The sequence below is a fragment of the Polaromonas sp. YR568 genome, from assembly GCF_943369415.1.
In the GTDB taxonomy this organism is placed as follows: domain Bacteria; phylum Pseudomonadota; class Gammaproteobacteria; order Burkholderiales; family Burkholderiaceae_C; genus Polaromonas.
Window position 1 is genome coordinate 15,112 of record NZ_CALRNF020000043.1, and the last position, 19,507, is coordinate 34,618.

Annotated in this window: 21 protein-coding genes; 8 read left to right on the plus strand and 13 right to left on the minus strand. The window is 66.1% G+C overall.

The genetic code is table 11. The features are described from left to right. Positions 1-2 precede the first annotated feature (2 nt). Both puuE and ACLV74_RS22080 read right to left on the minus strand, forming a co-directional pair. The gene (puuE, locus tag ACLV74_RS22075) at positions 3-938 is read right to left on the minus strand and encodes an allantoinase PuuE (protein WP_411881568.1); all 936 of its coding nucleotides are present in this window, start codon (positions 936-938) and stop codon (positions 3-5) included. Next, positions 935-1,600 carry a GntR family transcriptional regulator gene (locus ACLV74_RS22080; protein WP_411881569.1) on the minus strand — a complete coding sequence of 222 codons (666 nt, stop codon included), beginning with the start codon at positions 1,598-1,600 and terminating at the stop codon, positions 935-937. The genes puuE and ACLV74_RS22080 overlap by 4 nt, the downstream gene beginning before the upstream one ends. A 211-nt stretch (positions 1,601-1,811) precedes the next feature. Between ACLV74_RS22080 and uraH the strand changes: the two genes are divergently transcribed. Continuing rightward, entirely contained in the window at positions 1,812-2,165 is a 354-nt protein-coding gene (uraH, locus tag ACLV74_RS22085) for a hydroxyisourate hydrolase (RefSeq protein ID WP_411881570.1), read from the plus strand. An 81-nt stretch (positions 2,166-2,246) separates the two neighbouring features. Next, positions 2,247-3,260, plus strand: coding sequence for a tripartite tricarboxylate transporter substrate binding protein (locus ACLV74_RS22090; protein WP_411881571.1), 1,014 nt, complete (start codon positions 2,247-2,249; stop codon positions 3,258-3,260). A gap of 569 nt (positions 3,261-3,829) precedes the next feature. Here ACLV74_RS22090 and ACLV74_RS22095 read toward each other — a convergent pair. Then, a complete protein-coding gene (locus ACLV74_RS22095; RefSeq protein ID WP_411881597.1) occupies positions 3,830-4,345 on the minus strand; it encodes a hypothetical protein in 516 nt (171 codons plus the stop codon). 171 nt (positions 4,346-4,516) lie between these two features. Between ACLV74_RS22095 and xdhC the strand changes: the two genes are divergently transcribed. Both xdhC and ACLV74_RS22105 read left to right on the plus strand, forming a co-directional pair. Beyond that, on the plus strand, positions 4,517-5,383 hold the full coding sequence (gene xdhC / locus ACLV74_RS22100) for a xanthine dehydrogenase accessory protein XdhC (protein WP_411881572.1): 867 nt from the start codon (positions 4,517-4,519) through the stop codon (positions 5,381-5,383). A 144-nt stretch (positions 5,384-5,527) separates the two neighbouring features. After that, on the plus strand, positions 5,528-6,739 hold the full coding sequence (locus tag ACLV74_RS22105; RefSeq protein ID WP_411881573.1) for a urate hydroxylase PuuD: 1,212 nt from the start codon (positions 5,528-5,530) through the stop codon (positions 6,737-6,739). Between the two features lie 82 nt (positions 6,740-6,821). Here the strand turns inward: ACLV74_RS22105 and ACLV74_RS22110 are convergent, their stop codons facing one another. Beyond that, complete coding sequence (locus tag ACLV74_RS22110) at positions 6,822-7,154, minus strand: DMT family transporter (RefSeq protein ID WP_411881574.1); 333 nt, start codon at positions 7,152-7,154, stop codon at positions 6,822-6,824. A 152-nt stretch (positions 7,155-7,306) separates the two neighbouring features. Here ACLV74_RS22110 and ACLV74_RS22115 point away from each other — a divergent pair, with 152 nt between their 5' ends. Next, positions 7,307-8,665, plus strand: a complete 1,359-nt coding sequence (locus ACLV74_RS22115) for a glycerate kinase (RefSeq protein ID WP_411881575.1) — start codon at positions 7,307-7,309, stop codon at positions 8,663-8,665. Between the two features lie 45 nt (positions 8,666-8,710). After that, the gene (locus ACLV74_RS22120) at positions 8,711-9,100 is read left to right on the plus strand and encodes a tautomerase family protein (protein ID WP_411881576.1); all 390 of its coding nucleotides are present in this window, start codon (positions 8,711-8,713) and stop codon (positions 9,098-9,100) included. Between the two features lie 55 nt (positions 9,101-9,155). Here ACLV74_RS22120 and ACLV74_RS22125 read toward each other — a convergent pair whose 3' ends face one another. Genes ACLV74_RS22125 through ACLV74_RS22135 form a run of 3 tightly spaced genes read right to left on the minus strand, consistent with a single transcriptional unit; the run spans position 9,156 to position 12,872 of the window. Further along, on the minus strand, positions 9,156-10,673 hold the full coding sequence (locus ACLV74_RS22125) for an amidase (protein ID WP_411881577.1): 1,518 nt from the start codon (positions 10,671-10,673) through the stop codon (positions 9,156-9,158). A 13-nt stretch (positions 10,674-10,686) separates the two neighbouring features. Continuing rightward, the gene (locus ACLV74_RS22130) at positions 10,687-11,685 is read right to left on the minus strand and encodes a Bug family tripartite tricarboxylate transporter substrate binding protein (protein ID WP_411881578.1); all 999 of its coding nucleotides are present in this window, start codon (positions 11,683-11,685) and stop codon (positions 10,687-10,689) included. 53 nt (positions 11,686-11,738) lie between these two features. Next, on the minus strand, positions 11,739-12,872 hold the full coding sequence (locus ACLV74_RS22135; protein WP_411881579.1) for an NAD(P)/FAD-dependent oxidoreductase: 1,134 nt from the start codon (positions 12,870-12,872) through the stop codon (positions 11,739-11,741). 76 nt (positions 12,873-12,948) lie between these two features. Here ACLV74_RS22135 and ACLV74_RS22140 point away from each other — a divergent pair, with 76 nt between their 5' ends. Next, the gene (locus tag ACLV74_RS22140; RefSeq protein ID WP_411881580.1) at positions 12,949-13,560 is read left to right on the plus strand and encodes a helix-turn-helix domain-containing protein; all 612 of its coding nucleotides are present in this window, start codon (positions 12,949-12,951) and stop codon (positions 13,558-13,560) included. Positions 13,561-13,587: 27 nt separating this feature from the next. Here ACLV74_RS22140 and ACLV74_RS22145 read toward each other — a convergent pair whose 3' ends face one another. The 3 genes from ACLV74_RS22145 to ACLV74_RS22155 form a co-directional block, all read right to left on the minus strand. Next, on the minus strand, positions 13,588-14,997 hold the full coding sequence (locus ACLV74_RS22145) for a M20 family metallopeptidase (protein ID WP_411881581.1): 1,410 nt from the start codon (positions 14,995-14,997) through the stop codon (positions 13,588-13,590). A 40-nt stretch (positions 14,998-15,037) separates the two neighbouring features. Then, positions 15,038-16,018, minus strand: coding sequence for a Bug family tripartite tricarboxylate transporter substrate binding protein (locus ACLV74_RS22150; protein ID WP_411881582.1), 981 nt, complete (start codon positions 16,016-16,018; stop codon positions 15,038-15,040). A 93-nt stretch (positions 16,019-16,111) separates the two neighbouring features. Further along, positions 16,112-17,128: a 1-aminocyclopropane-1-carboxylate deaminase gene (locus ACLV74_RS22155; RefSeq protein WP_411881583.1), complete on the minus strand. Its 1,017-nt coding sequence runs from the start codon at positions 17,126-17,128 to the stop codon at positions 16,112-16,114. Between the two features lie 214 nt (positions 17,129-17,342). Between ACLV74_RS22155 and ACLV74_RS22160 the strand changes: the two genes are divergently transcribed. Then, positions 17,343-17,852: an Lrp/AsnC family transcriptional regulator gene (locus tag ACLV74_RS22160; protein WP_411881584.1), complete on the plus strand. Its 510-nt coding sequence runs from the start codon at positions 17,343-17,345 to the stop codon at positions 17,850-17,852. Between the two features lie 30 nt (positions 17,853-17,882). Here the strand turns inward: ACLV74_RS22160 and ACLV74_RS22165 are convergent, their stop codons facing one another. From ACLV74_RS22165 to ACLV74_RS22175, 3 genes are all read right to left on the minus strand, one after another. Next, the gene (locus tag ACLV74_RS22165) at positions 17,883-18,026 is read right to left on the minus strand and encodes a hypothetical protein (RefSeq protein WP_411881599.1); all 144 of its coding nucleotides are present in this window, start codon (positions 18,024-18,026) and stop codon (positions 17,883-17,885) included. A gap of 212 nt (positions 18,027-18,238) precedes the next feature. Further along, positions 18,239-18,865 (minus strand): hypothetical protein, encoded by a 627-nt coding sequence (locus ACLV74_RS22170; protein WP_411881585.1) that lies wholly within the window; start codon positions 18,863-18,865, stop codon positions 18,239-18,241. Then, complete coding sequence (locus ACLV74_RS22175; RefSeq protein ID WP_411881586.1) at positions 18,862-19,503, minus strand: SCO family protein; 642 nt, start codon at positions 19,501-19,503, stop codon at positions 18,862-18,864. Before ACLV74_RS22175 ends, ACLV74_RS22170 begins: the two co-directional genes overlap by 4 nt. Positions 19,504-19,507 lie beyond the last annotated feature (4 nt).

Genomic DNA, 19,507 nt, shown 5'->3' on the forward strand with positions numbered 1-19,507 from the left:
GTTCAGCTTTCCTGCCGGGGCGTGTAGGGGTGGGTGGCCTGCCAGTGGCGGGCGATGTCGATGCGGCGGCAGACCCAGACGCGGTCATGCTTTTGCACATGGTCGAGGAAACGTTGCAGCGCCACGATGCGGCCGGGCCGGCCCAGCAGGCGGCAGTGCATGCCTATGCTGAGCATCTTGGGCGACTCGCCGCCTTCGGCATACAGAGCGTCGAAGCTGTCGCGCAGGTAGATGAAAAAATCCTCGGCCTGCGCAAAACCCTGGGGCAGGGAAAAACGCATGTCGTTGGTGTCCAGCGTGTAGGGCACGACCAGGCGCGGCACGACGGCGCCGTCCGTGCGCGCCACTTCGGTCCAGAAGGGCAGCTCGTCGCCGTAGTAGTCGCTGTCGTATTCGAGCCGGCCGTCGTCGGCCACCAGCCGGCGTGTATTCGGGCTGTCGCGGCCGGTGTACCAGCCCAGCGGGCGCGTGCCGGTGAGTTTTTCGATCGCGTCCAGGCCCAGGCGCATGTGTTCGCGCTCGGTGGCTTCGTCGATCTGCTGGTAGTTGATCCAGCGCCAGCCGTGGCAGGCGATTTCGTGCCCGAGTTCGGTGAAGGCGGCGGCCACTTCAGGGTGGCGCTGCAGGGCCATGCCGACGCCGAAGACGGTCAGCGGCAACCCGCGTTTTTCAAACTCGCGCAGGATGCGCCACACGCCCACGCGCGAGCCGTACTCGTAAATGCCTTCCATGCTCAGGTGGCGGTCGGCAAAGCTGGGCGGGTTGGCCATCTCGGACAAAAACTGCTCGGAGCCGGCGTCGCCGTGCAGCACCGAGTTTTCGCCGCCTTCTTCGTAATTCAGCACGAACTGCACGGCGATGCGCGCCTTGCCGGGCCAGTTGGCCTGCGGCGGGTTGCGGCCGTAGCCGACGAGGTCCCGTGGATAGTTCGTACTCATGACAGCGCCATCGAAATATCGTTGGTCGGCACCTTGCGGTCGAAGGCCAGGTTTTCCTCGACGTGCAGCAGGTGCTCGGTCATCAGGCGCACCGCCAGGGCTTCGTCCTTGGCGGCCAGGGCCTTGACGATTTCGGCGTGCTCGTCGTTGGAGTGTTCGGCGGCGCTGGCGGTCTGGTACATCAGCGTGATCAGCGCGCAGCGCGAGATCAGCTCGCCCAGCATCTGCGCCAATACTTCGTTGCCCATGAGCTCGGCCATGCGCACATGGAAGTCGCCCAGCAGCTCGGTGCGGCCGGGCACGTCGCCTATGTCGAGCGCGGTTTTTTCCTGGGCCACGTGCTCCTTGAGCGCCTTGATTTTCGCGGGCGTGACCTCGCGCACAAAAGCGCGTGTCATCTCGGCCTCCAGCATGCGGCGCACCGCGAACACCTGGCGCGCCTCCATCACCGAGGGCGCGGCCACAAAGGCGCCGCGCGCGGGCTCCAGCCGTATCAGCCGGTTTTGCGAAAGCTGGAACAGCGCCTGCCGCACCAGCGTGCGCGAGACGCCGAAATGGTCGGCGAGTTTTTGTTCCGCCAGCTTGGTGCCCGGGTGCAGCCGGTGCTCCACAATGGCCTTGGTCAGCGCCTCGACGATGGCATGGGTGGTCGATGATTCCATCGGGGCATGATAGCCGTAAAGCCCAAAACTGTATACACTTTTGGTAAACCAAAGTCAGGGCCGAAATCAAACACAAGAGCTGCTCACAAAACCCAGCGAAGCGATCCTGGCTAGGCGCGACGCCGCAGACAGTGCACCAGCACGGCAAGGCGGCTGCAACAACGCCAGGAGGGTTTTTGAGCGGCTCCCTCAACTACTACCAAGGAATCCCATGGGACTGAGCACACATGTACTGGACACGATGCATGGCTTACCTGCGGGTGGCATGAAAGTGTCGCTGTACACAACCCAGGCGGGCCAGGCCACGCTGGTGAAAGCCTTCACCCTGAACGATGACGGTCGTAGCCCCGATGGGCCGCTGTACGACAGCAGCAATTTGAAAGCGGGCACTTACCGCCTGGTGTTTGACGTGGCGGGCTATTTCAAGGCGCGTGGCGTGGCCTTGCCCGAGCCAGCCTTCCTGGACCAGGTCAGCCTGGACTTCGGCGTGGCCGACATCGCCGCGCACTACCACGTGCCCCTGCTGGTGAGCCCCTGGAGCTACTCCACCTACCGCGGCAGCTGAACAGCCGGTGACCCCTGTGTCACGCGAACGTCATGTGATGCGGGAACAATCAGTCCTTTTTACTACTGAGTCTGTTCCCCCATGAATGTCAAGCCGATGGGCGCGCTGAGCCGCCGCCAAGCCCTGTTGTTGTCCGCAGGCACCGCCGCCACGCTGCTCGCTTCCGCCGCGCTGGCGCAAGGCCCTTCAAACCCCGCTTCCTATCCCGAGCGTCCCGTCAAGATCATCGTGCCCTTTGCACCTGGCGCCGGCACCGATGCGATGGGGCGGCTGATCGCGCAAAAACTCGGTGAAGTCCTGGGCGGCACCTTTGTGGTCGACAACCGCGCCGGCGCTTCGGGTGCCATCGGCACGCAGGCTGTGGCGCAGGCGCCGGCAGACGGCTACACGCTGCTGCTGGTGGCATCGCCCTTCACGACCGTGGCGGCCTCGCTGCCCAGCGCCAATTACGACCCGCTGCGCCAGTTCGCGCCTGTCGGCATGATCGCCACCGGCCCGCTGGTCTGGGCGGCCAACACCAAACTGCCGGCCAACAACATGAAAGAGCTGATCGCGCTGGCCAAGCAGAAACCCGGCGCGCTCAACTACGGCTCCGCCGGCGCCGGCGGTGTCAACCACCTGGTGCTCGAATCTCTGAAGGCGCGCACCGGCACCTACATCACGCACATCCCCTACCGCGGCGTCGCGCCTGCCACCATGGACATGATTGGCGGCCAGATCCAGCTCGTCACCGGCACCATTCCCGCGCTGCTGCCCTTCATCAAGAACGGCAGCGTCAAGGCCCTGGCCGTCACCAGCGCCAAACGCTCCAGCGCCTTGCCCGACGTGCCCAGCATGAGCGAGTCCGGCCTGAACGGTTTTGACGTGCTCAATTACTTCGCGATCTCCGCGCCCGCCGGCACGCCGCCCGCCATCGTCAACACCCTGAACGCCGCCATCAACAAGATCGTCACCATGCCGGACGTGCTGGCCCGGTTCAAGGTCGATGCTGTGGATGCGGCGCCTGGAACGCCTGCGCAGCTTGGCCAGTTCATTGAAGCTGATTACCGGGCGTGGGTGAACGTCGTCAAGACGCAGAACTTGAAGATTGATTGAGGGGCGCAGGGGCCGGTTTGAGTTCCGGGGCCGGGGTCGCCCGGCATTCGACTCACTTTTACCGAAACCCGCAAAGCGGGTTTTTTTGTTCGCCAAATGCGCGCTACGCGCGCGGGGTTTGCTCACTTCGCGCAGCGAAGTTACGCAAACACCAAAAGTAAGCAAAAAAGGCGACCCTGGTTGCTGCGTCCCTTCGCTTCGCTGCGGGCAACCTGCGGTGCTCGGTCCAGCCGGGGTCTGGCTAAACTCGCTACGCTGCGCTTCGCTCAGACAACGCCAGCCCTGATCCGTCTGGCCCTGCGCTCCTCGGCGCATCCACAAGGGGTGGGGACAAGAAATACCAAACAGCCGAAGACCAACCCCGAATACCTGATGCAGTCGAAGCCCCTGCGCGCCACTGAGCCCTTCGATATCTCAGGGCGAACGGACCAGGGAGAGGGGCGCCGAAGCGCGATGCGAAGCGAGCCGTCAAGACCAGCAGGGGCCGCGGAACCGGCTTTGCCGGGCCGCAGGCGCAGCGGCCCCCTCGGGGGGCAGGGAGCTACACGAAGTGAGCGACCGTGGGGGCCTTAATCTTGTCCTTCTGTGAGCGTGTCGAGCTGGAATTTCCCGCTCTTGTGCCACAGCCAGGTGTCGGTGTAGACCACCTTGCCCATGCGCGTGGGCGCCGGGAAGGGTGAGGCTTGCTGGATGGTGCGTTCGATCTCGGCGACCACTTCGGGGGCATGGCGCGGCGCGCGCATCCAGTCCAGTTTGGTCACGCGGCCGGTGCGGTCTATCTCCACGTTCATCACGCCGACCGCGTACAGCAGCGGCGGCATGCGGCCTTTGTAGATGCGTTCGGCGTTCAGGCCGTAGAGATGGCTGGCGCCGTCCTGGCGGTAGGCGCGCGGTGTGGTCGCACCCGAGCTGCGCGCCGAGCCTTGCGAGCCCGGGATGGGGCCGATCACCGGCGAGGCGTCGGGGGTTGCGGCGGGCGCGGGGCCTGTATCCGGCGCGCTTTTGCAGGCGCTCACCACGGCGGCCACGGCGCCGGAAACAAGGGCCGCCAGCCAGAAGCGGCGCGGGGTGCTGGAAGAAGGCATCTTTTGTTTTGTCATGGTTTGCCTCGGTGGCCTCTTCGGGGCCGGTTCATGGGGTTTTGCGTATACCCGCCATCATGCGCGGAAACTGCGCGCCGCACAGGTGGTGCTAAGGTGGCGTTTTCCCCATTTTGCCCACTATTTTCGTTTCCTTACGCCGGCAACACGCAAGCAATGGTTTTCCGCAACACCGGTCCGCAACTCGAAGCCTTCCTGACCCACCTCGCCTCAGCGCCGGCGGTGCTGGTGCAAGTGGCCGACACGCAAGGCTCGGTGCCGCGCGAGGCGGGCACCTGGATGGCCGTGTTTGCCGATGCGCTGGTGGGCACCATAGGCGGCGGCCACCTCGAATACGAGGCGATCGCCAGGGCTCGCGCGCTGCTGGAAAAGGCCGACGCGCCGCAGGCCGCCGGGCCGCCGCTGCGCGTGGCGCTCGGCCCATCGCTGGGCCAGTGCTGCGGCGGCGTGGTGCAACTGCGCTTTGAGCGGGTGGGCGCGGCCGACGCGGCGGAACTGGCCCGGCGGCTGGGCCGGCGCCACTTCACGCCGGTCGCGCTGTTCGGCGGCGGCCACGTCGGCCATGCGCTGGCGCAAGTGCTCGCGCCCCTGCCGTTTGCGCTGAGCTGGATAGACAGCCGCGACGGCGTGTTCCCGGCCAGCGTGCCGCCGCGCGTGGCCTGCGAGCATTCCGAACCGGTGCAGGCAGCAGTGCCTGGCCTGGCGCCGCAGTCGCGCGTGCTGATCATGAGCTTCAGCCACGCCGAAGACCTGGACGTGCTGGCCGCCTGCCTGAAGCGCCAGCGCGAGCGGGGCGACTTGCCCTATATGGGCCTGATCGGCAGCAAGACCAAATGGGCGACCTTTCGCCGCAGGCTGGAGGCCAGGGGCTTCACGGCGGCTGAGCTTGCGCACGTGACCTGCCCTATTGGCGTGCCGGGGATCAATGGCAAGGAGCCCGAGGTCATCGCCGTGGCCGTAGCGGCGCAGTTGCTTCAAACCATCGATGCGACCCAAGAGGAGGCCGCGAAGGCTTTGCGCTAGGCCTTAAAGCCGATAGACTTGCATCACCAGGTCGCAGCGGAGCCGGGAAAGCGGATGGCAAGCCCATCGCCTTCTTTTGTTCGTGACCACGTTTCCTGCTTACAGCGCCCGCAGTGGTGAGCAGCCTTGCACAAGTTGAGCGCTATGGAAAACTATTTACTCGACTGGGCCAACCTGCTGCTGCGCTGGGTCCACGTCATCACCGCCATTGCCTGGGTCGGCTCCTCGTTTTACTTTGTCTTTCTCGACAGCAGCCTCACGCCGCCGGTCGATGAAGACCTGAAAAAGCAGGGCGTCAGCGGCGAACTCTGGGCCGTGCACGGCGGCGGTTTTTACCACCCCGTCAAATTTGCCGTCAAGCCGCCGCAACTGCCGGCCCACCTGCACTGGTTTTACTGGGAAAGCTACAGCACCTGGCTGTCGGGCTTTGCGCTGTTCACCGTGTCCTACCTCTGGCATGCCGGCACCTACCTGGTCGATAAATCGCTGATGAACTGGTCGCCCGGCGCGGCGGCCGCCGTGGCGCTGTCTTTCTTTGTGGTGTTCTGGATGCTGTACGACGGCATCTGCCAGCTGTTCGGGAAACACAAAAACGGCGACGCCATCGTCGGCGCGCTGGTCGCGGTGCTGGTCTGCATCGCCTCCTGGCTGGCCTGCCACTGGTTCGCGGGCCGCGCGGCCTTTTTGCTGGTGGGCGCCATGATGGCGACGGCCATGAGCGCCAACGTCTTTTTCTGGATCATCCCGGGCCAGCGCAAGGTGGTGGCCGCCATCAAGGCCGGCGAGCCGGTCGACCCGGTGCACGGCCAGCGCGGCAAGCAGCGCAGCGTGCACAACACCTACTTCACGCTGCCCGTGCTGTTCGCCATGCTCAGCAACCACTACAGCTTCACCTGGAGCCATCCGCAGAACTGGCTGGTGCTGATTTTGATGATGTTGGCCGGCGCGGCGATACGCCAGTTCTTCGTGCTGCGCCACGGCTACAAGCTGGGCCGCAACCGGCACCCGCTGGCGTATGCGCTGGCGGGTGTGGCCGTGATCATCGGCGTGATCGTCTGGATGAAGCCTGCGCCCACCACGGCCGTGACTGCCACCACACCGGCCGCTGTCTCATCCGCCGGCTATGACAAGGTGCAAACCATCCTCGCCCAGCGTTGCTACCAATGCCATGGCGAGCAGTTGCAGATGAAAAACGTGCGCCTTGACTCGCCCGCAGCCGTGAAGCTCCACGCAACGCAGGTTTACCAGCAGGCCGTGGTCACCCGGCTGATGCCCATGAACAACGCGACGGGCATCACCGAGGCGGAGCGGCAACTGATCAGGCAGTGGTTCGACGCGGGCGCCAGGACGGAGTAGGCCGATACGAGTGCGCATCACCCGATGACCCTCGTAGTCGCGGCCGGGGCTGGCTGGGCGGCAACGAAAGCTACCCCGGGCTTCAGTGCATCGTCGAGTTGGAGAAAAGATTCAGCACGACCACGCCCGCAATGATCAGCCCCATGCCCACCATGCCCCAGAGGTCAATCTTCTGGTGGTGGAAGAAGAAGCTGGTGATGCTGATCAGCACAATGCCCAGGCCCGACCAGATCGCGTAGGTCACGCCCGTGGGGATGGACTTCATGGTCACCGTGAGCAGGTACAGCGCCGTGCCGTAGCCGGCGATGCTGATCAGCGAGGGCACCAGTTTGGTGAAGCTGTCGCTGGACTTGAGCGCCGTGGTGGCGATGACTTCCGCAATGATGGCGATGCCGAGTGCCAGGTAGCCGTTCATGGTGTCTCTTTCTTCTTCGGGGTGTTCTTTGGGGTGTTCTTCGGGGTGATGGGCCATTCTAGGGAAGGCTTGCCCGTCGAAAGCCCAAGCCCTCCCGCCGCGGCGGGTTACTGCCCGGTTACCACGGCACAATCCGGGGTGGAGACATTTCAATGACCGACGCCAAGACACCCAGCCCCAGCACGCCCACCCCCGACGCCGCCACCCGGCCGCGCGAGTTCCTTGAGCACCTGTACCGCGCCGCCGTGGCGCGCGCGCTGCCGCTGGAAAACACCGCCCGCTACCTGCCCAAGCCGCCCACGCCCGAAAGCGGCGGCCGCACCATCGTGATTGGCGCGGGCAAGGCCGGCGGCTCCATGGCGCAGGCGGTCGAGGCCTTGTGGCCGGCCGACGCGCCGCTGGAAGGCCTGGTCGTCACGCGCTACCACCACATCCCGCCCCGGCCTGAAGGCCTCCAGCAACGCATCGAAATCGTCGAAGCCGCGCACCCGGTGCCCGACGCGGCAGGGCTGGCCGCCGCCCAGCGCATCCTCGCCATGGTGCAGGGCCTGACCGAAAACGACCTGGTGCTGTGCCTGATCTCCGGCGGCGGCTCGGCCCTGCTGACATTGCCTGCTGAAGGCCTGACGCTGGAAGACAAGCAGCGCATCAACAAGGCGCTGCTCAACAGCGGCGCGAATATTTCCGAGATGAACTGCGTGCGCAAGCACCTCTCGCGCATCAAGGGCGGGCGCCTGGCCGCGGCCTGCGCGCCGGCCCGCGTGGTGACGCTGACCATCAGCGACGTGCCGGGCGACGACCCGTCCATCATCGCCAGCGGCCCCACCGTGCCCGACGCGACCAGCTGCGCCGAGGCGGTGGCCATATTGCAGCGCTACGGCATTGAAGTGCCCGGCGCCATCATGAGCCTGCTGGAGCAGGGCGCGCTCGAAACCCCCAAGCCCGGCGACGCGGTCTTCAAGGGCCACGAAGTGCACATGATCGCCACGCCCCAGCAAAGCCTGGAAGCCGCCGCCGCCGTGGCACGCGCGGCCGGCCTGCAGGCTTATATCCTGAGCGACGAAATGGAAGGCGAATCGCGCGAGGTCGGCAAGGTGCATGCGGCGCTGGCCCGCGCCGTGGCGCTCAAGGGCCAGCCTTTCAGCAAGCCCTGCGTGATCTTGAGCGGCGGCGAAACCACCGTCACGGTGAAGAAACAGGTAGAAGGCACGCCTCGTGGCCGCGGCGGCCGCGCGGGCGAATTCTGCCTGGGCCTGGCGCTCGCGTTGCAGGGCCAGCCCGGCGTGTACGCGCTGGCGGCCGACACCGACGGCATAGACGGTGTGGAAGACAATGCCGGCGCCTTTGTGGCGCCCGACACCTTGCAGCGCGCAATCGCGCAGGGCATGAAGGTCGACCAGTACCTGGACCGCAACGATGCCTATGGGTATTTCGAGCCGCTGGGCGGCCTGGTTGTCACCGGGCCCACGCACACGAATGTGAACGACTTCCGGGCGCTGCTGATCCTGTAGCGCCCGGCTTCAAGCACTGCAAGCACTTCACGGAGGATTTCGGCCATGCCTTACCTTCAACTCGACGTGAACGGGCGCCACCCCGTCGAAGACAAAAAACGCCTGGCCGCCAGATTGTGCGAGACCTACGCCACGCTGATGAGCGTCGACATCCGCCGCATCAGCATCGCCATTCGCGAATGCGGCGAGGGCGGCGTCTGGCGCACCGTGGACGGCACGCCCGAGCCGGTGTCCGTGCTGATGTGCGACATACGCCGGGGCCGCCCCGCCGCCCTGCGCCTGGAAGTGGCCAAGGCGCTGTGCAAGGATTGCATCGACATCCTTGGCCTGCGCGAGGATCGTCTCAATGTCGAATTCACCCAGCATGCGGGCGACGAGATGTACCACCCCACTTTGGGTGGCTACAGCCCGGAGTGGTCCGAGGGCGAGGACTGAGGGCCGCGCACCCGGGTCAGGGACTTTCGCGCTTCGCCCGTTCGCCGGGCGCGGTTCAGACCGCCGTCAAGCCTCCGCCACCCTGACCCGCCGCCAATTCGGGCGGATGCGTGACGATGGACTTGAGTTCAGGCCTGGCCGCCTGCAATTCCTTCAGGTCGGGCACCGGCCGGCGCAGCGTCTCACTCGCCTCGAACACCTGTTCCAGCGCCTGGCCCGCGGCCAGCAGCTGCGCATCGGCATGCAGCCGCCCTATGACCTGCAGGCCGAAGGGCATGCCGTGTTCGTCCTTGCCGCAGGGCAGGGCCAGTGCCGGGTTGGTGGCCAGCGTCACCACATAGGTCAGGCCCAGCCAGTGGTAGTAGTTGCGCATGGCCTGGCCGTCAATGTTGCCGGCGAACAGTTCCGTCCAGGGGAAAGGCGTGACCGGGGTGACCGGCGCCAGGATCAGGTCGTACTGTTCGAAGGCTTTGGCGAAGCGGCGCGAGATGCGCGTCTGCTCCAGGTGCGCCCAAGCGCGATCGGCCAGCGTGATGGCGGCGGCGATTTCCATGTTGGCGCGCACATTGGGGCCCAGGGTTTCGGGAGCCTTGCGGTAAGTGTCGGCAAAGGCCGCAACAAAACTCTCGGCGCGCAGCGTGTCGAAGGCGCGGTCGGCGTCGCCCAGTTGCAGGTCCACCGGTTCGCAGCTGGCCACCAGCGGCCGGATCGCTTCCACACGCTGGCGGAACACGCGGCGTATCTCCGGGTCGACGATGCACATGCCGAAATCTTCCGTCGTGCCGACGCGCAGCGTGGACAGATCCACCGGCTTGAGCGGCCAGAAGGCGGAGGCATCGACCGGGTAGGACAGCGGGTCGCGCGCATCGGCGCCCACGCTGGCCGACAGCAGCAGCGCCGTATCGGCCACATTGCGGCCCATGGGCCCGAGCACCGAAATGACCGACCAGCCCAGCGGCCGCGCGTCGTTGGCCACCAGGCCGGGCGAGGGCCGCAGGCCGACCACGCCGCACAGCGAAGCCGGTATGCGCAGCGAGCCGCCGGTGTCGGAGCCGGTGCAGATCGGCAGCATGCCGGCCGCCAGCGCCGCGGCCGAGCCGCCCGAGGAACCGCCCGCGTTGAGCGCGGGATTGAAGGGATTGCCCGTCGCGCCCCAGACGGGATTGCGGGAGTTGGCGCCCGCGCCCATGTCGGGCACATTGGTCTTGGCCGTGACGATGGCGCCGGCCGCGCGCAGCTTCGCCACCAGCGCGTTGTCTTTGGCCGGCACGTTGCCGCGCAGCCCGACGTTGCCGTAGGTGGTCAAGAGGCCGGCGGTGTCCTGCAGGTCCTTCACGCCCAGCGGCAGGCCATGCAGCGGCCCCAGCGGCCCGCCGCGCATCACCTGCGCCTCGGCCTCGCGCGCGGCTTCACGCGCACGCGTGAAGTCGGTCGCGCAGATCGCGTTGATGGCCGGGTTGAGGTTTTCGATGCGGCCTATGCAGGCGTCCATCAGCTCCACCGGCGACACCCGGCGGCTGCCGATCAGGCGGCGGAGTTCGACGGCGGAAATATCTGGCAGGGTGGATGGCATATCAATGTCTTGTTCAGTCGGTTTTGATTTGCGAGCGCTCGGCCAGGGCCTTCATGCGCGCGATCTCGGCCGTGACCATGCCGGACCAGTCGGGGATGGTCGCATAGCCGGGTTCAAAGCCGGCCGCCTTGAGCTTGTCCTGGATGTCGGGGCTGGCCATCAGCGTGGCCAGGGCTTTTTCCAGCCGGGCCTTGACGGGCGCCGGCAAGCCCTTGGGCGCCACCACGGCCAGCCAGGCGTTCATGTCGACGGCGGGGTAGCCGGCCTCTGCCATGGTCGGCACATTCGGCAGCAGGGACGAGCGCTTGTTCATGGCGACGGCCAGCACCCGGACCTTGCCGGTCTTGAGCTGCGGCGATGCGGCGACCACGGTGTCGAAAGACACAGGGATCTGCCCGCCCATCAGGTCGGTCATCAAGGGGCCCGAGCCTTTGTAGGGTACGTGCGTCATCTTCAGGCCCGTGGCCGCATTGAACATTGCGCCGGCAAAATTGGAGCTGGTGCCGTTGCCGAAGCTGCCGTACATGTATTTGTCCGGGTTGGCTTTGGCGGCTGCCACGAACTGGTGCACGTCGGCTGCCGTGACCGAAGTGTTCACCAGCATGGCCAGCGCCACAGAGCCGACCATGCCTATCGCGTCAAAACCCTTGGCCGGGTCGTACGTCAGCTTGGGCTGCAGGGCCGGGTTCAGCGTGAAGGTGGAGTTGGAACTCACAAGCAGCGTGTAGCCGTCGGGCTTGGCGCCGGCCACCGCGGCCGCGCCTATCGCGGTGCCGGCGCCCGGCTTGTTCTCGACCACCACGGGCTGGCCCAGCTGGTCGCCCAGGGCCTTGCCCAGGATGCGCGCCAGCACGTCGGCGGCGCCGCCGGCCGGGAAAGGCGCGACCAGGGTGACGGGCCGCTCGGGGAAATCCGCCGCGCGGGCAGGGCCGCCCACGGCTGCAAGTCCGCAGAAGAAGACGCCGCCGGCAATCAGCGTCCGGCGCATTGCATTGAATGACATGTGTTGCATGGTAGGCCTCATTGAAGTTTGGGTCGATCAGGGGGATGGGAGTGGTTGCAGCGTCATCGCAAGCGGGCCGGTGACAGGGCGCGTGCGTCTATGCCCTGTTGCCGCAGCTCGTCAGGCAACGCGGCCTGCCGCAGCAGCGCATCGGCCAGCGCGCTGGCGCCCGCCGCGCTCTGTATGCCGTAGCCGCCTTGCGCCGCGAGCCAGAAAAATCCCGGGCAGGCATCGTCCTGGCCTATCACCATCTCGCCGTCGGGCACGAAAGAGCGCAGGCCGGCCCAGGTGCTGGCGGGGCGTCGTATGGTCAGCGTTGAAACGCTTTCAATCTGGTGGATGCCCATGGCGATGTCGAGTTCCTCGGGCACCACGTCGTGCGGCACCGTCGGGTCCGCATTGGCCGGCGAGCCCAGCAACTGGCCGGCGTCGGGCTTGAAGTAATAACTTTCGTCCACACCCACGACGGCCGGCCAGGCGGAAGCGTCCACGCCCTCGGGCGCCTTGAAGGTGAAGGCGCTGCGCCGGTGCGGCACCAGGCCTATGGGCCGGGCGCCGAATACGGCGGCCAGTTCGTCGGCCCAGGCCCCTGCCGCATTGACGATGGTGCGGGCGCGCAGGGTCTGGCCGTCGCCCAGTTCCACCGTCCAGCAGCGGCCGTCGTGCGTGGCCCGGGTCACGCCCGCGTCCGTGCGCAGTTCGCCGTCCGCCCCCGCCTCGCGGCGAAAGCCGCGCAGAAAGCCCTGGTGTAGCGCGTGCACGTCCATGTCCTGCGCACCGGCGTCGTACAGCGCGCCGTGCACCACCTCGGGCCGCAGGCAGGGCGCATGGGCCAGCGTGGTGCCGGCGTCCAGCGTGGCCAGGCCGGGGCAGCTCGCCGCCAGTTCCTTGCGGGTGTGCGCCAGTTCTTTTTCCTGGCCGTGCGTGGCGAGGTAGAGCACGCCGCGCGGCTGCATCAGGTCAGGCGCGAAGCCTTCGGGCGGCCGCTCGTAAAAGGCACGGCTGGCGCGCGTCAGCGCCCGCACCATGGGCGGGCCGTAGCTTTCCATGAACATGGCGGCCGAACGGCCCGTGGCGTGGTAGCCCGGCTGGGGCTCGCGTTCGAGCAGCGCGACGCTGCGCTGCCCGGCCAGGCGCCAGGCCAGGGAAGCGCCCGCAATGCCGGCGCCGACGATCAGGATGTCAAATTCTCGCATTTGAGAATTCTCACATGCGAGAATCGTGCCTGTCCAGCCCATTTAGCTGATTTGGCCGAAACAAAGGGAAAACACCATGCCCGCACGCCCCGCCCGCACGCACGCCGCAGCCCCTGAAGCGGACAGGGTGCAACTCGGCCTGAGCCTGCGCGCACACCGCAAGGCACGGCGGCTGACGCTCAAGGACCTGTCCGGCCGTTCCGGCGTCGCGCTGTCCACGCTGTCCAAGATGGAGCTGGGCCAGATTTCGGTCAGCTATGAAAAGCTGGCCGCCGTGGCCCGGGCGCTGGCCCTGGACGTGGGGCAACTGCTGGACGCGCGCACTGCGGCGCCGCAGCCCGGCGCGGCAAAGCCGGTGGTGGTCTTGTCCGAAGCCGGCGGTGCGCCGGCCTACAGCTCGGGCAATTACGACTACCGCGCGCTTGCCGCCGCATTCCCCGGCAAGCGCATGACGCCGCTGCACGGCCGCATCGTGGCGCGCGATCGCGGCCAGTTCCCGGATTTCATCCGCCATGCGGGCCAGGAGTTTGTGACCGTGCTGTCGGGCCGGGTGCGCATCGAGTTCGAAACCGGCGACACCGTCGAGGTGGGCCGCCATGAATCGGCCTACTTCGACAGCGGCGTCGGCCACATCTACCTCTCGCTGGGTCGGACGGATGCGCAGGTGCTGGTGGTGATGAGCGAGTAGCCGCGGCATCCGCGCATCGGCTATCGGCTATCGGCCGGCGCGATGCCGGACAACTGCGCTGCCGCCCTCGGCCAGGTCCCAGAAAACGCCCGCCATGAGCTGCAGGCCTTCACGCGCCACGCTGCCCAGGAGATGCTCATTGGGGGCGTGCTGGCTGCAGGCCGGGTAGGAGTGAGGAAACCACAGCGTCGGCATCCCCAGCAGTTCGGCGAAGACATCGTTGGGCAGCGAGCCGCCGAAGTTCGGCAGCAGGGAAGGGGCTTTGCCGGTGCTGCGCCGGATCGAATCCAGGCCCCAACGCACCCATGCGTCATCGGGGTCCAGCCGGGTGGCGGCCATGGGCTCGCCTTCGGGCTGCACGTCGACGTCGTCGAAACCATGGGCCCGAAGGTGTTCCCGGATATGCGCCACAAAATTGGCGCTGTCGCTGCCGACGACGAAGCGTATCTGGCACAGCGCGAAAGCGTGGCCGGGAATGGCGCCGACGGGTGCGTCGGGGTTGCCGGTTTTGTAAGCCAGGACTTCCACGGTGTTCCATCCGTAAACACGTTCGGTGGGCGTGAGCCCGGGTTCACCCCAGTCGGTGTCGATGGCGGGGTCGCCCGGGTCGCCCCCGACGCTGATGGTCTGCAGGGCATCCCTGACATTGGCCGGCAGCGAGTCGGGCAGCAACCCTTTGACCAGCACGCGTCCTTTGGCGTCCACCAGGCTGGCGATGGCGTGTGCCAGCCGTGTGCCCGCGTTGCGCAGCAGGCCACCCCAGTTGCCGGAATGGTGGCCGCCGTCCCGCAGGTGGGCCCGCAGGCTGAAGTTGAAAAAACCGCGCGAACCCAGGAACAGGGTGGGGCTGGAGGCGGCCACGCGCGGGCCATCGGACGCGATGAAAACATCGGCCGCCAGCGCCTCGCGATGCAGGGTGCAGAACTCGCGCAGGCCGGGCGAGCCGGTCTCTTCACCGGTCTCCAGGACGATCTTGACGTTGTAGCCCAGCTTTCCCCCGCGTACCGCCAGCACCTGCGCCAGCGCCGCGAGGTTGATGCTGTGCTGCCCCTTGTTGTCCGCAGTGCCGCGGCCGTACCAGCGGTCCCCTTCCACGGTCACGCGCCAGGGATCCAGGCCCTCGCGCCACAGCCCTTCCTGGCCGCGCACCACGTCGCCGTGCCCGTAGGTCAGCACGCTGAAGGCCGCGTCGGCTTCGATGCGCGTGGCCAGCAGGAAGGGCCCGCCCCCGGCATGCGGGTTGTCAAGGATGCGGTGCGTGAAGCCGAGTTGCGCGAGTTGGGGCGCGATGTGCTCCGCCAGGTAGGCGTGAAGCTGCGGCCCGCCCGCCGGGTTCTGGCTTTCGCTGCGCACGGCGACGCGGCTCGACAGCGTTTCGAGGAAACGTCCGTCGTCGAAAAAGGCGGCCGCCCTGGCCAGTGCATCGTCTCTGCTCATGGTGGTGAGGAGGTGAGGAGGGTGTGGGGGACCGGCGTTTTCAGTCCGAACGGATATTGGCGCGCTGCGCGGTGGCGCGCATGAGCGGCAGGTCGTGGTCTATCAAGGCCGCGACGGCGGCGGCCGGGGCGTAAGCGGGCTCCAGGCCGTTGGCCAGCAGCTTGTCCCTGACCTCCGGGTCGGCCATCGTGTTGGCCAGCGCCATCTCCAGGCGCACCCTCACCTCGCGCGGAATGCCCCGCGGCGCCACGATGGCCAGCCAGGAGTCCGCGTCGAAGCCCGGGTAGCCGGCCTCCGCGACAGTCGGCACGTTCGGCAGCAAGGTGGAGCGCCTGGCCGCGGTCACGGCAATCGGCTTGATCTTGCCGGACTTGATGTGCTGCAGCGTGGCCGCCACGGTGTCCAGGGCGAACGGGATCTGCCCGCCGATCAGGTCCGTGATGGCGGGGGCGCTGCCTTTGTAGGGCACGTGCTCCATCTTCAGTCCCGTGGCGTTCAGGATGAGTTCACCCGCGAAGTGGCCCGTGGTGCCGGTGCCGAAGGAGCCGTACATGTACTTTCCCGGCGATGCCTGCACGGCCGTGATGAGCTGCTTGATGCTGCCGACGGGCACCTGCGGATTGGCGACGAGGATCAAGGGCACACGCGCGGTCAGCGCGATGGGCTCAAAGCTCTTGACGGGGTCGTAGGGAAGGCGGGAGTTGATGGCCGGGTTGACGGTGAACGTCGACCCCGAACTGATGAGCAGGGTGTAGCCGTCCGGGGCGGCCTTGGCCACGTAGCTGGCGCCCACGATGGTGCCGCCGCCGGCGCGGTTTTCAATGACGACGGGCTGGCCCAGCCGGTCGCCGAGTTTCTGCCCCACCAGCCGGCCCACGATGTCGGTTGCTCCGCCTGCGGGGAATGGCACGACCAGCTGGATAGGCCTGACCGGATAGGTCTGCGCCTGGGCGCCCGTTGCCGCCAGCATGGCCAGCAGCAGTACGGAAAGGATGCGAACGAACTTGGGGGCTGGCTTCATGGCTTGCTTTCATCAATAAAAATCAATGGCGAACGATCGCGGGTAACGGACATGGGGCGGGAGGTGCGGGCGTTGGACCTTCGCTGCGGGTTTTCAACCGTTGCGAAAGAGGAAGCTGTAGGCATTGAGTGCCGGGACGCCGCCGAGGTGGGCATACAGCACCTTCGAGCCCGCCGGAAATTCGCCCAGCCGGGTCTTCTCGATCATTCCGTGCATGGACTTGCCTTCGTAGACCGGGTCCGTCAGCATGCCTTCCATGCGGGCGCACAGGCGAATGGCCTCCAGTGTTCCTTCGTTCGGCAGGCCGTATTCCGGGCCGCCGAAGCGGTCGTCCAGCACAACGTCCCTGGCCGTGATGTCGCGGCCCAGTTCGACCAGTTCGGCCGTGCCCTTCGCGATGCGCAGGATCTGGTCAAAGGTCTGCTTGGGCTTGGCCGAGGCGTCGATGCCGATGACCTTGTCGGCCCGGCCATCCGCCGCGAAACCCACCACCATGCCGGCCTGCGTGCTGCCGGTGACCGAGCAGGTCACGATGTAGTCGAACTTGAAGCCCAGCTCGGCCTCCTGCTGGCGCACTTCTTCGGCGAAGTTGACGAATCCCAGTCCGCCGCGCGGGTGTTCCGAACAGCCGGCGGGAATCGGGAAAGGCTTGCCGCCGGCCTTGCGCACGTCATCCATGGCCTGCTCCCAGCTGGGGCGTATGCCGATGTCGAAGCCGGCCGCGTCCAGCCGCACGTCGGCGCCCAGGATGCGCGACATCTCGATGTTGCCCACGCGGTCGTACACCGCGTCGGAATAGTTGACCCAGTTCTCCTGCACCAGCACGCATTTCATGCCCAGGTGCGCGGCCACCGCCGCCACCTGCCGCGTCTGGTTGGACTGGATGCCGCCTATGGACACCAGCGTGTCGTAACCGCCTTCCAGGGCTTCGGGAATCAGGTACTCGAGCTTGCGTGTCTTGTTGCCGCCGAAAGCCAGCCCGCTGTTGCAGTCCTCGCGCTTGGCATACAGCTCGACCTTGCCGCCCAGGTGGGCGCTCAGGCGCTTGAGCGGCTGGATGGGCGTGGGGCCGAAAGTCAGCGAATGCCGGGGGAATTTCCTGAGGTTCATGCGAATGGTTCCTGGGGTTAAGACGGGTCTCCAAGCGTCAGGACTTGCGAATAAAGACGGCATACCCACCCGTTCTTCAATTGCTGTATTGATGCTCTGATGAAGCCAATACTAAAAACAAATGACAAAATGGTGGTTGCAAAGTTTTCTAAAAATTCAAAACTAATATGTCTGAGGCGTCGATTTTTATAATTTTTATTTTGTATAAATTGATATGAGCACAACAAAATTACGCGAAAAAATCAGCAAACCGGTTTCCCTCAGAGAGGCGCTGGACCGCACGGACCGGGCGATCCTCAAGGCGCTCCAGCGCGATGCCTCGGTGTCCAACGTGGCGCTGGCGGCCAAGGTGAACCTGAGCGCGCCCGCATGCCTGAGGCGCGTGGAGCGGCTCAAGGAGCTCGGGCTGATCAGGGGCGTGGTGGCGCTGCTCGATCCGAACCTGCTTGACGTCGGCATGCTGGTCATGATCGGCGTCGTGCTGGACCGGTCAACACCCGAGTCCTTCGCCAATTTCGAAAAGGCTGCGCAGACGGTGTCGGGCTGCATGGAGTGCCACGTCGTGACCGGCGAGTTCGATTACTTCATGCTGGTGCGAACCCGGGACAACGACAGCTTCAATCGCCTCCATGCGGAGCAGTTGCTGTACTTGCCGGGCGTGCGGCAAGTCCGTACCTTCATGGTGCTCAAGCAGGTGCTCTCGACCACCCAATTGCCGATTTAGGCCTTCAGGCCTGCAGGCGCGTGGCTGGTTTCAAGCCGACAGCTTTTCCCAGCTCAGGCCAAACTTCATCAGGTATTTGCGCGGCCTGTCCGCGTCGTTGACAACGCTGCGCTGCGTGCGGGAGAGGTTGAGCAACTCGCGGCCGGCACCGCCCCGCACGAACGCCCGGACCATTGAGGCCTTTCTGCCCGTGAAGTTCTCTTTCGAAGCGGTGCAGGGCGGCACGGTGATTTCGAGGGTGGCTTGAGTACGGATGTCTCGTTTTCAATCTGCGTAAATCTGCGTAAATCTGCGTAATCTGTGGATGAATTCTTTATCCGCAGATTACGCAGATTTATGCAGATAAAGACAAGCGCGGCGTACAGGTCTTTGCGATACGCACGCTGTCAGCGTGCCGCAGGTTTCGTTGAGGTTTCGTCCGGCATCATGGCGGCGTCTCTCCGCATCAAGGCACGCACCAGCCAGGCAAACCACACCGCGGCTATCACTGCAGCGACCCACACCAGCATCAGCCCCAGCCGCGCCTGGTCATCCAGCAGGTAGGCATTGCAGACGCGCACCGGTGAGGTTTCATAGAGGTTGCCCACCACCGCCATCATGGGCAACACATTGCCCAGAAAGAAGCCCTGCACCAGCAGGCCGGCCGCCTGCCATGACAGGCGGATGGCGGCGCCGCAGGCCAGCAAGGCCAGGTATTTGAGGGTTTCGATGCGGCCGTCGACCAGCGCCAGGTCCAGCACGCGGGGAATCATCAATATCGCAAGCGCCAGCGCGGTGGCGAACAGGCCGCTGATGCCGTGTGCGTTCCACCGGTTCAGGCGTACCTGCCAGCGGCCCGGCAGTGCGCCGGCCAGCAGGTAGCCGATCCCCATTAGCAAGGGGTATTGCAGCAGCATGTGGCGTGTCATGCTGGCCTCCAGCGCCTGCCGCATGGCGGGCCAGGCCAGCAGGCACAGCAGGGCGGCGGCCAGGAGGGCCTGTATGCCGCGTGAAGGACGAGCGGGCATCTTCATGGCGATGTAGCTGGCAATGACGCGGCGGCGCCCGACAGGTGCTGCGCATAGTCGAGCGCGAGCTGCTGCTCCGCGTAGTCAAAGATGCGGACCAGCCGGCCTTTCTGGTCGATGACCAGGAAGGCCGCGTTGTGCTCAAAATCACCGCGGCCGTCGGGCACCAGCACGACCTGGAAATCCCTCAGCAGTTGCTGGGTGCCCTGCGGCTCCTGTACACGCACAAAACGCCACCGTGCCGGGTCGGCGCTCAATTTCGAGGCATAGGCTTGCAGCACCTCCGGTGTGTCATGGCTGCCGTCGAAGCTGATGGACAGCAGCTTGACCTTGCCACCCCGTTCCTGCAGCACCGCCTGCATCTGCTGGAAGCTGCTGCCCATCGCGAGGCAGACGCTCTGGCAGCGTGTGTAGACAAAATCCACCAGGGTGATGGACTGCCCGTCGGCCAGGTGTCGCGACAGGGTTTGCGGCGCGATGCCGGGCCCGTCGACGACTACCGCCGGGGCCGGCACCGGTTGCAGCGCCACTTCAAGCCGGCGCGCGCCTTCGGCGGTCCAGACCTGGAAGTCGTGCGTCAGCCACGCGGCGGCGGCATAACCCGCCACGGCCAGCATGGCGCTCAGCAAGGCGGTGCGAAACATCAGA